Here is a 14,513-nt window from a genome sequence, read left to right as displayed (position 1 = left end):
CGTTCGCGCCTAGCGTCCCGTGGAGAAGTCCGAAGAAATCCGCTCCGCGGTGGCCACGATTTCCTTGCGCACCGAGTCCAGGTAGGCGTCCGGGTCCGGCCGGGCCGCGACGCTCTGGGCCTGCAGGGAAACGTTGACGGCGGCCACCACCTTGGGGCCGTGGTAAACGGGCGCCGCGACGGACATGAGCCCCAGCTCGAGCTCCTGGTCCAGCAGGCACCAGCCCTGGGCACGGACGGCGTCCAGGACGGCCAGGAGCTCCGGAACGGTGCCGACGGCTCGCGGCGTGAGCGGCTTGATCTCGGCCGCCGCCAGGTATTCCTTCAGTTTGGCGGGCGGAAGGGCGGCGAGCAGCACCCTGCCCATCGACGTCGCGTAGGCCGGGAAACGGGTGCCCACCGTGATGCCGATGTTCATAATCCGGCGCGTGGTCACACGGGCAATGTAGGCGATGTCCGTGCCGTCCAGCACCGCGGCTGACGTGGATTCCCCGAGTTTGAGGGACAGCTCCTCGAGGTGCGGCTGGGCAAGCTGGGGCAGGGACAGGCCGGACAGGTAGGCGTACCCGAGCTGCAGCACCTGGGCGGTGAGTGCGAACGTCTTCCCGTCCGTCCGCACGTAGCCCAGTTCGACGAGCGTGTGCAGGAAGCGGCGTGCCGTGGCCCGGGTCAGGTCGGTGCGCGCGGCCACCTCGGTCAGTGTCATGACGGAGTGGTCGGTATCGAACGCGCGGATCACGGCCAGCCCCCGCGCCAGGGACTGCACATACTGGTCGCTGGCCGCCGGAGCGTCGGTCTTCGGCGGCCGGCCGGCCCTCGATGCGGTCCCTGCTGCTGCGTCGGTCATGGTTACCAATCCTATTCGCGCGAACGAACACTTCCGGCCCCTCCCCGAAGCGCGAACTGGCAGCTAATGACCTCTAAGCGGGGATTTGAGGGCGTCTGCTGCCAGTTCGCGCGGTGGCGGGGGTTAGCGTTCGACGGCGGGGGCTGCCGTGAGGGGGACGGGCACCAGGGCCTGGAGCTCCTCGAGGGTGCAGCCGAACGTCTCGCGGACCTGGACGCCGTCCGGGCCGGTCAGGAAGACGGCCTTGTCTGTGTACACGCGGGTCACGCAGCCCACGCCGGTGAGCGGGTAGGTGCAGGCCTCGACGATCTTGGAGGCGCCTTCGCGGGTGAGCAGGGTCATCATCACGAACACGTCCTTGGCGCCGGTTGCCAGGTCCATCGCCCCGCCCACGGCAGGAATGGCGTCCGGGGCACCGGTGTGCCAGTTCGCGAGGTCGCCGGTCGCGGACACTTGGAACGCGCCGAGCACGCAGATGTCCAGGTGCCCGCCGCGCATGATCGCGAATGAATCCGCGTGGTGGAAGTAGGACGCCCCGGGCAGTTCGGTGACGGGGATCTTGCCGGCGTTGATGAGGTCGCCGTCGATCTGGTCCCCTTCGGCGACCGGCCCCATGCCCAGCATCCCGTTCTCGGTGTGCAGCGTGATGTCCTGCCCGGGCTCGAGGTAGTTGGACACCAGGGTGGGCTGGCCGATCCCGAGGTTCACGAACGAGCCGGGTTTGATGTCCCGTGCCACCAGGCGGGCGAGGTCATCGCGGCCCATCGGCTTGTCACTGGTCTGGAAAGATGCTGTCTGGATGCTCATGTCAGGCCACCTGTTCTGTTGTGCCGGCGGCGGTGTTCACGCGGACAATGCTGTTCACGTAGATGCCGGGAGTTGCCACGTTCTCTGGGTCCAGCCCGCCGGTGGGCACGATCTCCGAGACCTGGGCGATGGTGTGCTTGGCGGCGGCGGCCATGATGGGGCCGAAGTTCCGTGCAGTCTTGCGGTACACGAGGTTGCCCTTGCCGTCAGCCTTGAGTGCCTTGATCAGGGCGACGTCTGCGTGAATGGGCGTCTCGAAGACCTGCCCGCGGCCGTCGATGATCCGGGTTTCCTTGCCCTCGGCCAGCATGGTGCCGTAGCCGGTGGGGGTGAAGAACCCGCCGATCCCGGCACCTGCTGCCCGGATCCGCTCGGCCAGGTTGCCCTGCGGCACGAGCTCCAGTTCGATTTCGCCGGCCTTGTACTTGGCGTCGAAGTGCCAGGAGTCGGACTGCCGCGGGAAGGAGCAGATCATCTTGCGGACCCGGCCTTCCTTGATCAGCAGCGCCAGGCCCTGGTCGCCTTGGCCGGCGTTGTTGTTCACCACGGTCAGGTCCGTGGCGCCGCCGTCGAGCAGGGCGTCGATCAGCTCGAACGGCTGCCCGGCGTTGCCGAACCCGCCGATCATCACGGTGGAGCCGTCCTTGATGCCGGCCACAGCCTCACCCACGGTGTCAATGAAATTCAGCATGCCCTAACCCTTTACGCCAGCAGTTACGTTTTCGAGCACCACGGCCAGGCCCTGCCCGACGCCGATGCAGATCGCTGCGACGCCCCAGCGCTCACCGGAGGCCTGCAGGCTGCGGGCCAGGGTGCCGAGGATGCGGGTGCCGGAGGCACCCAGCGGATGGCCCATGGCGATCGCGCCGCCGTGCCGGTTCACGATCGCAGGATCGATGCCCCAGGCGTTGATGCACGCAAGCGACTGTGCGGCGAACGCTTCGTTCAGTTCGACGGCGCCCACCTGCTCCCAGCCAATGCCCGCCTTCGCGAGGGCCTTGTTCGCGGCCTCCACGGGGGCGTAGCCGAAGAACTGCGGATCGTTGGCGTGCGCGCCGCGGCCCGCGATCCGGGCCAGCGGCTCCTGCCCCAGCAGCCCGGCGGCGTTCTCGGAACCGATCCAGGCCGCGGAGGCGCCGTCGGACAGCGGGGAGGCGTTGCCGGCGGTGACGGTGCCGTTCTCGGTGCGGAACACGGTCTTGAGCCCGGCGAGCTTCTCGGCCGAGGAGCCGGCGCGGATGCCCTCGTCGCGGACCAGGTCCGTGCCCGGCACCGGGGCCACGAGGTTGTCGTAGAAGCCCTCATCCCAGGCCGCCGCGGAGAGGTTGTGCGAGTTGGCGGCGAATTCATCCTGCTGCTCGCGGGTCACCCCGTACTTCTCGCGGAGCCTTTCGGTGGCCTCGCCCAGGGAGATGGTCCAGTCCTTGGGCATCGCCTTGTTCACCAGGCGCCAGCCCAGCGTGGTGGAGGCCAGGGTCATGTCCCCGGCCGGGTAGGGCTTCTCGGTCTTGGGCAGCACCCACGGCGCGCGGCTCATCGACTCGGCACCGCCCACGAGCATCAGCTCGGCGTCGCCGGCATTAATCTGGCGGGAGGCGATGATCGAGGCATCCAAGGACGAGCCGCAGAGCCGGTTGACCGTGGTGCCGGGGATCGAGACGGGCAAACCGGCCAGCAGGGTGCCCATGCGCGCGATGTTGCGGTTCTCCTCACCGGCGCCGTTGGCGTTGCCGAACACCACCTCGTCGATCCGCTCGGGATCGAGCTTCGGCGCGCGCTTCACGGATTCCGTGATCACGTGCGCGGCGAGATCATCCGGGCGGACGGCGGCGAGGCCGGACCCGAACTTCCCGAACGGGGTGCGTACGGCGTCGTACACAAAAGCCTGGTTCATGACTGTTCCTCTGATTTTCGTCGGTGAGTCCCAACTAGCTCGAAGTTGATGTCGTTATGAGGGCTCAAAACGACATCTGCTGCTAGCTAGTTGGGCGGGGTGGCTGCGTCAAGCGCTGCGTTGTCCATTTCATGGAAAACCTGCTGCGCGGTCTTGAATGCGGTGTTGGCGGAGGGGACTCCGCAGTAAATGGCGGTCTGCAGCAGGATTTCCTTGATCTCGTCCCTGCTGAGGCCGTTGGTGATGGCGGCGCGGATGTGCATGGCCAGTTCTTCCCAGTGCCCGTGCGCCACCATGGCGGTGATGGTGACGGCGGAGCGCATCTGGCGCGGGAGGCCGGGACGGGTCCAGATGCCGCCCCACGCGATGCGGGTGATCATGTCCTGGAAGTCTTCGGTGAAGGCGTCCTTGTTGGCGTTGGCGCGGTCCACGTGCGCGTCGCCGAGGACTTCGCGCCGGACCACCATGCCGCCGTCGTAGATTTCCTGGCTCGTGGCGTCCGGCTGCACGACGCCATGGCGGTCCGAGTCGTGCCGTTCGGGGCCGGTCACTTGGCTGCCCCGCGGGATTCGCTCCACGTGATGAGGGTGCGCAGCAGGTCGGCAACGTGGCCCGGCGCTTCGGCGGGCGCCAGGTGGGCCACGCCTCCGAGGGTGACGGCCGAGGCCGTGCCTCCGCCGGCGGTGATGCCTTCCGCGATTTCCTCCGCCATCGACGGCGGCGCAACGGAGTCCTCCGCGCCGGCCACCGCCTGGGTGGGGACGGCGATGCTGCCGAGCTGGTCGCGGACGTCGAAGCCGGCCAGGGCCTCGCAGCAGAAGGCGTAGCTGAAGCGGTCGGTGTCGCGCAGGGAGTGCAGGAGGCGGCTGCTCAGCTCCGGTTGGCGGTCCATGAAGCCGGGTGCGAACCAGCGCCCTGCCGAGCCCTGGATCATCACGGGCGTGCCCTGGGTGCGGACGGTTTCGGCGCGTTCCTGCCAGGCTTCGGGCGTGCCGAGCTTGGCGCCCGAGCACTGCACGGAGAGGCTCTTGAGGCGGTCGCCGTGTTTGATGCCGAGCTGCAGGCCGGTGGCCCCGCCCAGCGAAACGCCTGCGTAGTGGAACCGCTCGCCGGGGGCGATCGAGTCCGCAAGCTCGACGACGGCGTCCGCCAGTTCCGCGACGCTGAACGGTTCGGTGGCGGCGGGAGAGACGCCGTGCCCGGGCAGGTCCCAGGCGATGACGTCGACGTCGCTGGCCAGCACGGAACCGGCCTGCGTCCACAGCACCGAGGAGGTGCCGAGCGACGGCCCCACAATCAGGAGGGGTTTGTCGCCGAGGGTGCGCTGGGGAGAAAGCAGCACTGCCTTCAGTGTTGGTCTAGCCACGGGAGTCTCCGTTTCCGTCTTTTTCGGTTGGGGTAGGCGCATAGTCTGGGAAGGCGGCCACGATCCGCCGCGAGATCACGGCGGCCTGGCCGAGGTAGCTGGCAGGGTCCAGCAGCTCCTCGAGCCTGCCGTCGGAGAGCCGGTCCGCCGGGACAGCCTCGCGGAGCAGCCGCCGGTAGGTTTCCGCCTGCTCGGCAGCGGGTGTCTGCAGTGTCCGGTCCACCACGGCCTGCAGCTGCTGCTTGCCGTCCTTGCCGGATCCGTCAACAGCGAGCAGCGGCGCCACGGCGGCGGACACGCCCTCGCTCAAGAGCAGCGGCCCGGACAGGTCCAGGTTGCGGCGCATGCCCGCCGGGAAAACCTGCAGCCCTTCGGCCAGTTCGCGGAGGTGTCCGGCCGCGCCGAGGGCCAGGCCGAGCAGCTCGCGCAGGGCCGGCCACTCGGTGTGCCAGGCGCCGTCGGGTCGTTCGTCGTTGAAGTTGGCGGCGGCGAGGTGCAGCTGGGCGGCCAGGGCCGGGGCCCGGAGCGCTGCGCTGCGGACCAGCACCGACAGCACCGGGTTCTGCTTCTGTGGCATGGCCGAGGAAACGCCTCGGCCGGGCACCCGGGGTTCGGCCAGTTCGGCCACCTCGGGCCGGCTCAGGAACAGGACGTCAGAGGCGATCTTGCCGAGCACATCCGTCACACCGGCCAGGGCGTCCCCCAGTGAGGTGACGGCGAGCCGGTTGGTGTGCCACGGGACCGGCGTGGCAGCGAGGCCCAGCTGCGCGGCGAGTTCGTCCGACAGTCCGAAGGGATCCGAAGCCGACCCGGCGGTGAGGACCGTGCCGGCGGCCAGGGTGCCGGCGGCACCGCCGGCCTGCACGGGCAGCTCCAGCGCCTCGAGCCGGCGCGCGGCGGCGGCCAGCCCGTGGAACCACTGCGCGGCCTTGAGCCCAAACGTGAACGGCAGCGAATGCTGCGTCAGGCTCCGGCCCACGCACAGCGTGTCCGCATGCTGTTCCGCCAGGCGGGCGAGCGCCGTCGTCGTGCCCCGGACGTCGGCCAGCAGGGCCGAAACCGTGTTCCGGGCCAGCAGCATGAGCGCCGTGTCCAGCACGTCCTGGCTGGTCAGCGAGGTGTGCACCGCACGCAGTGCACCAAGACCGCCGGTGTCCAAGATTTTGACCTGGGCCCGGAGGTCCGCCAGCAGGGGGATGACCGGGTTGCCGCCGCCCTGCGCCCGCAGCGCGATGCCGGCAACGTCGTAGCGCGACGCGTCGGCCGCGTGGGCCACCACGGCCGCGGAACCGGCCGGCGCCAGGCCGGCCTTGTCCAGCACGGCTGCCCAGCCGGCTTCGACGGCGAGGATCGCCGCCAGGACAGCCCGGTCCCCGGTCAGCGCCGCCACCAGGGGCGACGCCGATACGGGACTGAGCAGCCCGACGTCGCCGTCGGTGCCGGCTGGCTGGAAGTCGGTCACTGTGAGGCACCCTCGGTTCCGGTTCCCTCGAAGTCGAGGAAGACGGTTTCACCGTCGCCCTGGAGGCGGATGTCCCAGGTGAGGCCGCCGTCGGCGTCGCGGCGGGCGATCAGCGTCTTGCGGCGCTCGGGATCCAGCGAGGACAGCAGCGGGTCCTTGGCCAAGGCCTCTTGGTCCTCGGGCAGGTAGACGCGCGTGAAGAGGCGGTTCATCAGGCCGCGGGCAAAGACGGCCACGGAGATGAACGCCGCGGCGCCGGGCTCGGTGGGTCCGGGGTTCACCGTGGTGAACGTGTATACGCCGGTGTTGCCCACGGCGCTGCGGCCGAAGCCGGTGAAGGTGTAGCCGTCGCGGACCAGGGAGCCGGTCCGGCGAACGATATTGCCGTCGGCGTCCGGCTGCCAGATTTCCAGGATGGCGTCCGGGATCGGGTGCCCGGCGCCGTCGAACACGGTGCCCTGCAGGCGGATGGAGCCCGGGGAGCCGGGGGCGAGCAGTTCGCGGTCCTTCTCGTAGGGCAGCGCGTAGCCGTAGAAGGGGCCCACGGTCTGGCCAGGTGTTGCGGTGAGTTTACTCATGGTCATCGCCTTCCGCGCCCAGCGCCTCGTTTTCGGTCCAAGTCCGCTTGGAGCCTGTCAGGACGATGTCCCAGTTGTAGCCCAGGGCCCATTCGGGCTGGGTGAGGTCGTGGTCGTACGTGGCCACGAGGCGGTCGCGGGCGTCCTGGTCCACGATCGACTGGTAGATCGGGTCGAGCGGGAAGAGCTGGTCGCCCGGGAAGTACATCTGGGTGATAATCCGCTGGGTGAATTCCGTGCCGAACAGGGAGAAGTGGATGTGCGCCGGGCGCCAGGCGTTGAGATGGTTCTTCCACGGGTACGCGCCGGGCTTGATGGTGGTGAAGCGGTAGGAGCCGTCCGGGCCCGTGATGCAGCGGCCCACGCCGGTGAAGTTCGGGTCCAGCGGGGCGGGGTGCTGGTCGCGCTTGTGGATGTAGCGGCCGGAGGAGTTGGCCTGCCAGATTTCCACGAGCTGGCCCGCGACCGGGCGGCCGTCGCCGTCGAGCACGCGGCCGGCCACGATGATGCGTTCGCCCTGCGGCTCGCCGTTGTGCTGGATGGTGAGGTCCGACTCCAGGGCGTGCACGTCCTGGTGTCCGAACGCCGGCGAGTGCAGCTCGATGGTTTCCGGGTCCGCGTGGTGCAGGCTCTTGGTGGGGTGGCGCAGGATGCTGCTGCGGTACGGGGCGAAGTCCAGCCGGGGTTGGGTTTCCTTGGGTGCGCCGTCCTTCAGCGCCCGTGCATAGGCGTCTCCGAGTGCCTTGATCTCCGCGCTGAGATCCTGCTGCGTTTCCACGCGGGGCACTTCAGCCGGGACGGCCTGCGGTGCGGTTCCGGATGCGGCAGGTGCTGCGTCGGACAGGTCCTCGGTGAGCGCGTCGGCGTTGTACGTCGCGAGATTCACGTCGTCAGGCACGGCAGCCTCCTTTCAATCGGTGGTGCTGGTTGGTCGGTTACTTGGTCAGCTGGTGCAGGTGGTCGTACTGGACGGCGTGCCGGACCGGGGCGTTGGGCGCCCCGTAGCCGTCGTAGCTGCCGCGGCGTTCCACCATTTCGAAGAAAACGCTGCCCACGGTGGCGGTGTAGAAGTGCAGGAACTCGCCGTCGGCATCGCGGTCATAGAGCAGGTTGAGGTCCTGGAGTTTGGCCAGGAAGTCCGGGTCCAGCCCGAACCTGGCGTCCAGGTCTTCGTAGTAGTTCGCCGGGATCTGCAGGAAGTCCAGTCCCCGGTCCCGGGCTGCCCTGGCGGTGGCCACCAGGTCATCCACGGCGAACGCGATGTGCTCCTGGTAGGTCTTGTGCCGGGTTCCGTCCTGCTGCAGGAGCGGCGCCAGGTTGAGGACCAGGCGCACAGCCCGGTCGGAGGTCTGCATGACCTGGGAGCGGACCAGTCCGCTGGGGCTGGCCACCTCCGCGTAAGGCTGCGGCTCCAGGGCCAGGGCGCTCGTGTAGAAAAGGACGGCCTCGTCGAAGTGCTGCCACGGCTGGGCCAGGTTGACATGGTCGATTACGGCGCTGCGGGAACCGGACGGGACTTCCAGCCCCTCGCCGAACTCGCGGGTCCATGCGGCGGTGCCGTCGGGGCTGCCCTGGCACAGGAAGATCTCGGTGGAGTCCGGGGCTGCGAAGCCCTGGAACACTTCCTCGTTGGCCTGGCTCTTGCGCGGGACAACGGGGGCCTTGAGCTGCTGGGCGCGGGCCGAGGCAATCACGGGGGAATCGACGTCAAAGCCAATGGCAGCAATACCGGCGGCGATCGCCGGGGCGGGCGTGCCGTCCCCGGCACCCGGGCCCTGTTCGTTGATGATGACCCGGGCATGGCCCATGGTCCACAGCTGCACGTCCTTGGTCCGGTGCCGGCCGTTGAATTCGAAGCCGAGCTGTCCCAGGACGGTTTCCAGCGCGGCGGTGTCCGCGGCCTTGACCTCGGCAAAGTTGAATCCGGCCGGTTCGGCGACCTGCGGGAGCGTGGCCAGCTCCATGGGATAACGACGGCGGCCAGGGGCCGGAGGACCACCAGCAACAGTGCCCGTCGCGCCATTGGCGGCACCCCCCGCGGCAGGGTTCGCCTCGAGCCACTTGGCGCTCTGCTCCTCCAGCCAGATCAGCGAGCGCATGGCGTCAACGGCGGTGCGTTCGACGTCCGACTGGCGGAAGACGTCATTGAAGACCTCCAGGGACACGGGCCCGGTGTACCCGGCGCGGACCACGTGGCCCATGAACTTGGCCAGTTCGAACTGCCCCTCGCCGGGGAAGACGCGGTAGTGCCGGCTCCAGGAGAGCACGTCCATGGAGAGCTTGGGGGCGTCCGCCACCTGGACGAAGAAGATCTTGCCTGGGTTGAAGTCCTCGATGGGCGCGGTGTCCCAGTCGCGGGACAGGATGTGGAAGGAGTCCAGGCAGGTGCCGAGGTTGGGGTGGTCCACCATCTCCACGAGCCGGTGGGCGTGCTCGTAGTCGTTGACGTACTTGCCCCAGGCCAGCGCCTCGTAGGCCACCTTCACGCCGTGGTCCCCGGCCAGTTCCGCCAGGGCGGCGAGCTGCTTGGCGCGGAGGCCGTCGTCGTCAATCGTGGCTGTGGCGACGTTGGAGCAGACCAGGATGGTGTCCATGCCCAGCCGCGACATGAGCCGGAACTTGGCGTCGGCCCGGTGGAGGTTCGCGGCGAGCAGGTCCTCGGAAACGCCGTCGAAATCGCGGAACGGCTGGTAGAGGTCCAGGGTGAGGCCAAGGTCGGCGGCCATCTTCCGGACGTCCTCCGGGCTCAGCGGCGAGGTCACCAGGTCCTGCTCGAAGATTTCGATGCCGTCGAAGCCGGCGATGGCGCAGGCCTGCATTTTTTCCTTCAGCGTGCCGGAGAGGCACACGGTGGCGATTCCCGTGCGCATCAGACGGACACCTCTTCGGCGGCGATGAGCTCCAGGAAGTGGTCGCGCATCCGCTCCGCGTCGGCTTCGAGGCCGGTGAAGATCCGGAAGGCGTCGGCGGCCTGGCCCACTGCCATGCGTCCGCCGTCGAGAACGTCGCAGCCCTTGGCCCGGGCCTCGCGGACCAGTTCGGTTTCGATGGGGCGGTAGACGATGTCCGCCACCCAGTGGCGCGGTTCCACCAGGGCGATGTCCAGCGGAACCCCGGGGTGGGCCGCCATGCCCACGGGCGTGCAGTGCACCAGGCCGTCGGCCAGCGGCATGAGCCGCGGCAGCTCCGCCGTCGTGCGGGCCGTGACGGTCCGGTCCGGGAAGAAGCCGGCCAGTTCGGCGGCGCGTTCGGCGCCGCGCTGCGGATCCATGTCCACGAGGTCCAGCACCTGGACGCCGGCGGTGAGCAGTGCGTACGCGACGGCGGAACCGGCGCCTCCCGCACCCAGCTGCACCACGCGGTCCAGCTTCGCATCCGGAAGGCCCGAGGCGAGGGCGGCGGCGAAGCCGGAGAAATCCGTGTTGTGTCCGATGAACCGGCCGTTCTGGATGACCACGGTGTTCACGGCGCCCAGCCTGGCGGCGTCCGGGGTGATCTCGTCCAGGTGGTCCAGGACCAGCTGCTTGCACGGGTGCGTGACATTCAGCCCGTTGAAGCCCATCCGGTAGGCGCTCTGCAGCAGGTCCCCGATGGTGGCGCCGGGAAGGCCCAGCTCGTGGAGGTCGATGGGGCGGTACAGGTACCGGAGGCCCTGGACGTCGCCTTCGCGTTCATGCATGTGGGGCGTGAGTGACGGCATTACGCCATCGCCGACCAGTCCCACGAGGTAGGACTCAGTTCGATTGCTCATGCGTGCGGGCTCCTTTGGCAACGGCACTCGGCTGGCGGGGCGCCCCGTGGCGCCGGCCGCTGGCCGGGTGATAGGGATTACAGTACAGCAGAAGTTCATATGTTGCACTCTTGTTCTAGATGCGAACAATTCTGGCAGATCGGGCAGCAGATACTCAGCGCTGGGGCAGCCGGGCGGCCAGCTCCGCGGCGGCAGCCTGGAGCAGCGGCACGAGGGCGACGAGCGCCTCCATGCTGAGCCGGAACACGGGAACCGCAGTGGCCAGCGAGGCGAAGGCGACGCCCTGGGAGTTCAGGACCGGCACGGCCACGGCGCGCATGCCGAGCTCGTTCTCCTCGTCCATGACCGCGTACCCCTGCCGCCGGACCTGGTCGATTTCTGCCCGGAAGACGTCGCGGTCCGTGATGGAGAGGCTGGTGAGGGGTTCCAGCGGCAGCTCATCGAGCAGCCGCTCGCGTTCGCCGTCCTCCGCGAAGGCCACCAGCGCCTTGCCCACCGAGGTGGTGTGGAGCGCGCCGAGGTGGCCGGGGTCGCTGGTGACCCGGAAGGTCTGCGGCCCGTCCACCTTGTTCACGGTGAGGTGGTGGTGGCCGTCTCGGACGGACAGGATGGTGGCCTCACCCGTCTGCTCCGTGACGCGCCGCAGGATGGGCAGAGCGGTGCCGGCGAAGCCGTGGTGGTTGGACACGCGCTGGCCCAGCTGGAAGATGCGCAGGCCCAGGTGGTAACGGCGGCCTTCGGATTCGTAGTCCACGAAGCCGTCCCGGGTCAGCGAACCCAGGAGCCGGTACGTGGTGCTGAAGGGCAGTTCGGCCCGGCGGGAAAGCTCCGAAGCGCTCGCGCCGCGGGGTTCATCACCCAGCAGCACGAGCAGGCCCAGGGCCTTGCCCACCATGTCCGTCCGGGAATCGTCCTTGCCCGCCTTGACCGGCTTGGGCGATGCCTCGGGGCCCTCTACTGAAGCTTCTTCCGGGGACTGGATGCCGGCGTCGTTGCCTGTGGCTTCTTTCACACTCATAACTCGATGTTGCCACAATGTGAGAGCTATTTCTAGATGGTGAATAAAATTCTTGACAGGTGACTGCCCTCACAGTCATCATTGCTGTATCGCACAAGTAGCTCCCACCATGTGGCTACTTCGTCCGGGTCTCTGCAAGGACCTCCAGCCGCCCCTTCCCCATCCCGGACCGCGGCTGCAACACTCCTGATACATCCGCGACAACGTCGTCACACCGAAGGAACACCATGAGCCAGACACTCCCGTCCGCAGAGCCGGGCACCGTTGCCCCGGCCGGGACCCCGAAGAAGGCAGCCCTTGCCAGCTTCCTCGGCAGCGCCGTCGAGTACTACGACTTTTTCATCTTCGGCTCTGCCGCCGCCCTCATCTTCCCCACGGTCTTCTTCCCGAATGCGGACGCGAATGCGGCCATCATGTCCTTCGCCACCTTCGGCTTCGCCTACGTTGCCCGGCCGGTCGGCGCCGTCATCCTGGGCCACTTCGGTGACCGGGTGGGCAGGCGGAAGGTCCTCATGTTCACCCTGCTGCTCATGGGCGCCTCGACGTTCCTGATCGGCTGCCTTCCGGACTTCAACACCGTGGGCTGGTGGGCTCCCGCCCTGCTGGTGCTGGCGCGTTTGTGCCAGGGCCTGTCCGCCGCGGGCGAGCAGGCCGGCGCCTCCTCCATGACCCTGGAACACGCACCGGACAACCGCCGCTCCTTCTTCACGTCCTGGACCCTCACCGGCACCCAGGGCGGCCAGATCCTCGCCGCGCTCGTCTTCATCCCGGTCCTGGCCCTGCCTGACGAGATCAAGTACGGCATCGGCTGGCGCGTTCCGTTCTGGCTCAGCGCGGTCGTGGTGATCGTGGCGTTCTTCATCCGCCGCACGCTGCACGAGCCGCCCGCCTTCGAGGAAGCCCAGAAGACCGCCCAGATCGCCAAGCTGCCGGTGGCCGACCTGCTGAAGACCCACTGGCGCGACGTCCTCCGGGTCATCTGCTGCGCCTTCATCGCCGCCGTCTCCACCGTGTTCGGCACCCTCGCCATCAGCTACGCCAAGACCGTGGCCGGCGTGGACGGCACCACCACCCTGTGGCTCGTGGTGGGCGCAAACCTGGTGGCCCTGGGCACCCAGCCGCTGTTCGGAATGCTGGCCGACAAAATCGGCCGGAAGCCCGTGTTCATCTACGGCGCGCTGGCCAGCGCGGTCATGACCCCCGTGTTCCTGCTCAGCCTCGAATCAGGCAGCGTCCCGCTGATGTTCCTGGCCGCCATCGGCTTCTTCTCCTGCGGCTATGCAGCCTCGAACGCCGTCTGGCCGTCCTTCTACGCCGAGATGTTCAGCACCAAGGTCCGATTCTCCGGCCTGGCCATCGGCACCCAACTCGGCTTCCTGATGGCCGGGTTCGCGCCGGCCATCGTGGCTGCCATGGGCGGCATCAGGCCCGGCGGCTGGGTCCAGATCAGCATCTTCACTGCGGTCATCTGCACCATCGCCGCGGTCTCGGCCCTCACGGCCAAGGAAACCTTCAGGACCCCCACCAAGCAGCTCGGCCTGAAGTAACCCGACCGGTTTAGGTGCGTCCCGCCGTCGTGACCCCGTTTGCCCGGCAAACAGCCCACGACACGGCGCGTCCCCCGCCTATTCGGCCGGTTTAGCTCCAAAGAAGGTCACGACGGCGGCCCGCCCCTCATGAGGGGCGGGCCGCCTTGTCATGTGGCCGGCACTGTTTAGGTGGCCAGGACCTCTGCGAGGTCGAACTTCACGGGCTCCTCGAGCTGCTCGTACGTGCATGACGACGGGTCCCGATCCGGGCGCCAGCGCACGAACTGCGCAGTGTGGCGGAACCGCGCGCCCTCCATGTGGTCGTACTTCACTTCCAGCACCCGCTCGGGCCGCAGGGGCGTGAAGGACAGGTCCTTGCCGGCGCTCCAGCGGCTGCCCTCGGCATTGCGCGGGGTCCGCGCGCCTTCCTCCTGTTTGGCCCAGGCCCACGGATGCTCGTCAAAGCCGGTCACCAGCGGCTGGAGCTCCTCGAACAGGTCCCGGCGCCGCTGCATCGGAAAGGCGCCCACCACCCCCACGCTGGCGAGTTCGCCGTCGGGCCTGTACAGGCCCAGCAGCAGCGATCCGATGGCGTCCGGTCCGCTCTTGTGCACCCGGTAGCCGGCAAGGACGCAGTCGGCGGTGCGTTCGTGCTTGACCTTGAACATCGCGCGCTTGTCCGGCTGGTACTCGCCGTCGAGGGGCTTGGCGATGATCCCGTCCAGGCCGGCCCCTTCAAACTGGTTGAACCACCTCCCGGCGAGCTCCCGGTCCAGCGTCGCGGCGGTCAGGTGGATCGGCGAACGCGCGGTGGCCAGTGCCGCTTCCAGGGCGGCACGCCGCTCGGCGAAGGGCCTGCCGCTGAAGTCGTCCTCGCCCAGGGCCAGCAGATCGAAGGCCACGAACTTGGCCGGCGTCTGTTCGGCCAGCAGCTTGACCCTGCTCGCGGCCGGATGGATCCGCTGCTGCAGGGCGTCAAAGTCGAGCCGGTCCCCCGAGGCGCCCACCAGGACGATCTCGCCGTCGAGCACGCACCGCGGCGGCAGATTTTCCTTCAGCGCCTCCACCAGCTCCGGAAAGTACCGGGTCATGGGCTTTTCGTTGCGGCTGCCGATCTCCACGTCGTCGCCGTCGCGGAAGATGATGGACCGGAAGCCGTCCCACTTGGGCTCATAAATCATGGCACCGTCCGGAATGGACGTCACCGATTTGGCAAGCATGGGCGCAACGGGGGGCATGACAGGCAGCTGCATAGGCCCCAT

At 68.5% G+C, this 14,513-nt stretch carries 14 protein-coding genes; 1 reads left to right on the top strand and 13 read right to left on the bottom strand.

Annotation, left to right across the window (positions count from 1 at the left end; translation table 11 throughout):
• Window positions 1-9: 9 nt before the first annotated feature.
• The 12 genes from CXQ90_RS12000 to CXQ90_RS11945 form a co-directional block, all read right to left on the bottom strand.
• Window positions 10-846: an IclR family transcriptional regulator C-terminal domain-containing protein gene (locus CXQ90_RS12000; protein WP_258064508.1), complete on the bottom strand. Its 837-nt coding sequence runs from the start codon at window positions 844-846 to the stop codon at window positions 10-12.
• Between the two features lie 123 nt (window positions 847-969).
• Window positions 970-1,653 (bottom strand): 3-oxoacid CoA-transferase subunit B, encoded by a 684-nt coding sequence (locus tag CXQ90_RS11995; RefSeq protein ID WP_104139394.1) that lies wholly within the window; start codon window positions 1,651-1,653, stop codon window positions 970-972.
• Between the two features lies 1 nt (window position 1,654).
• Window positions 1,655-2,344 (bottom strand): 3-oxoacid CoA-transferase subunit A, encoded by a 690-nt coding sequence (locus CXQ90_RS11990; RefSeq protein ID WP_104139392.1) that lies wholly within the window; start codon window positions 2,342-2,344, stop codon window positions 1,655-1,657.
• Window positions 2,345-2,347: 3 nt separating this feature from the next.
• Complete coding sequence (locus tag CXQ90_RS11985) at window positions 2,348-3,547, bottom strand: thiolase family protein (RefSeq protein WP_104139391.1); 1,200 nt, start codon at window positions 3,545-3,547, stop codon at window positions 2,348-2,350.
• Window positions 3,548-3,633: 86 nt separating this feature from the next.
• Window positions 3,634-4,098, bottom strand: a complete 465-nt coding sequence (gene pcaC, locus CXQ90_RS11980; RefSeq protein WP_104139390.1) for a 4-carboxymuconolactone decarboxylase — start codon at window positions 4,096-4,098, stop codon at window positions 3,634-3,636.
• Window positions 4,095-4,913: an alpha/beta fold hydrolase gene (locus CXQ90_RS11975; RefSeq protein ID WP_104139389.1), complete on the bottom strand. Its 819-nt coding sequence runs from the start codon at window positions 4,911-4,913 to the stop codon at window positions 4,095-4,097. The genes pcaC and CXQ90_RS11975 overlap by 4 nt, the downstream gene beginning before the upstream one ends.
• The gene (locus tag CXQ90_RS11970) at window positions 4,906-6,375 is read right to left on the bottom strand and encodes a lyase family protein (protein WP_104139387.1); all 1,470 of its coding nucleotides are present in this window, start codon (window positions 6,373-6,375) and stop codon (window positions 4,906-4,908) included. Before CXQ90_RS11970 ends, CXQ90_RS11975 begins: the two co-directional genes overlap by 8 nt.
• Window positions 6,372-6,953: a protocatechuate 3,4-dioxygenase subunit alpha gene (gene pcaG / locus CXQ90_RS11965; RefSeq protein ID WP_104139386.1), complete on the bottom strand. Its 582-nt coding sequence runs from the start codon at window positions 6,951-6,953 to the stop codon at window positions 6,372-6,374. The genes CXQ90_RS11970 and pcaG overlap by 4 nt, the downstream gene beginning before the upstream one ends.
• Window positions 6,946-7,851 (bottom strand): protocatechuate 3,4-dioxygenase subunit beta, encoded by a 906-nt coding sequence (pcaH, locus tag CXQ90_RS11960; protein ID WP_104139384.1) that lies wholly within the window; start codon window positions 7,849-7,851, stop codon window positions 6,946-6,948. The genes pcaG and pcaH overlap by 8 nt, the downstream gene beginning before the upstream one ends.
• Before the next feature lie 37 nt (window positions 7,852-7,888).
• Window positions 7,889-9,823 (bottom strand): bifunctional sugar phosphate isomerase/epimerase/4-hydroxyphenylpyruvate dioxygenase family protein, encoded by a 1,935-nt coding sequence (locus CXQ90_RS11955; protein WP_104139383.1) that lies wholly within the window; start codon window positions 9,821-9,823, stop codon window positions 7,889-7,891.
• Entirely contained in the window at window positions 9,823-10,704 is an 882-nt protein-coding gene (locus tag CXQ90_RS11950; protein ID WP_104139381.1) for a shikimate dehydrogenase, read from the bottom strand. Before CXQ90_RS11950 ends, CXQ90_RS11955 begins: the two co-directional genes overlap by 1 nt.
• A 154-nt stretch (window positions 10,705-10,858) precedes the next feature.
• Window positions 10,859-11,722 carry an IclR family transcriptional regulator gene (locus CXQ90_RS11945; RefSeq protein WP_104139380.1) on the bottom strand — a complete coding sequence of 288 codons (864 nt, stop codon included), beginning with the start codon at window positions 11,720-11,722 and terminating at the stop codon, window positions 10,859-10,861.
• A gap of 227 nt (window positions 11,723-11,949) precedes the next feature.
• On the opposite strand from CXQ90_RS11945, the gene CXQ90_RS11940 reads away from it, so the two are divergent.
• A complete protein-coding gene (locus tag CXQ90_RS11940) occupies window positions 11,950-13,269 on the top strand; it encodes an MFS transporter (protein ID WP_104139378.1) in 1,320 nt (439 codons plus the stop codon).
• A gap of 167 nt (window positions 13,270-13,436) precedes the next feature.
• Here the strand turns inward: CXQ90_RS11940 and CXQ90_RS11935 are convergent, their stop codons facing one another.
• The gene (locus CXQ90_RS11935; protein ID WP_104139377.1) at window positions 13,437-14,504 is read right to left on the bottom strand and encodes an ATP-dependent DNA ligase; all 1,068 of its coding nucleotides are present in this window, start codon (window positions 14,502-14,504) and stop codon (window positions 13,437-13,439) included.
• Window positions 14,505-14,513: the final 9 nt, after the last annotated feature.

The organism is Arthrobacter sp. ZGTC131, assembly GCF_002929275.1.
In the GTDB taxonomy this organism is placed as follows: domain Bacteria; phylum Actinomycetota; class Actinomycetes; order Actinomycetales; family Micrococcaceae; genus Arthrobacter.
The sequence above is the reverse complement of the archived record's forward strand: the minus strand, read 5'-3'. Positions and strand labels throughout refer to the sequence as shown.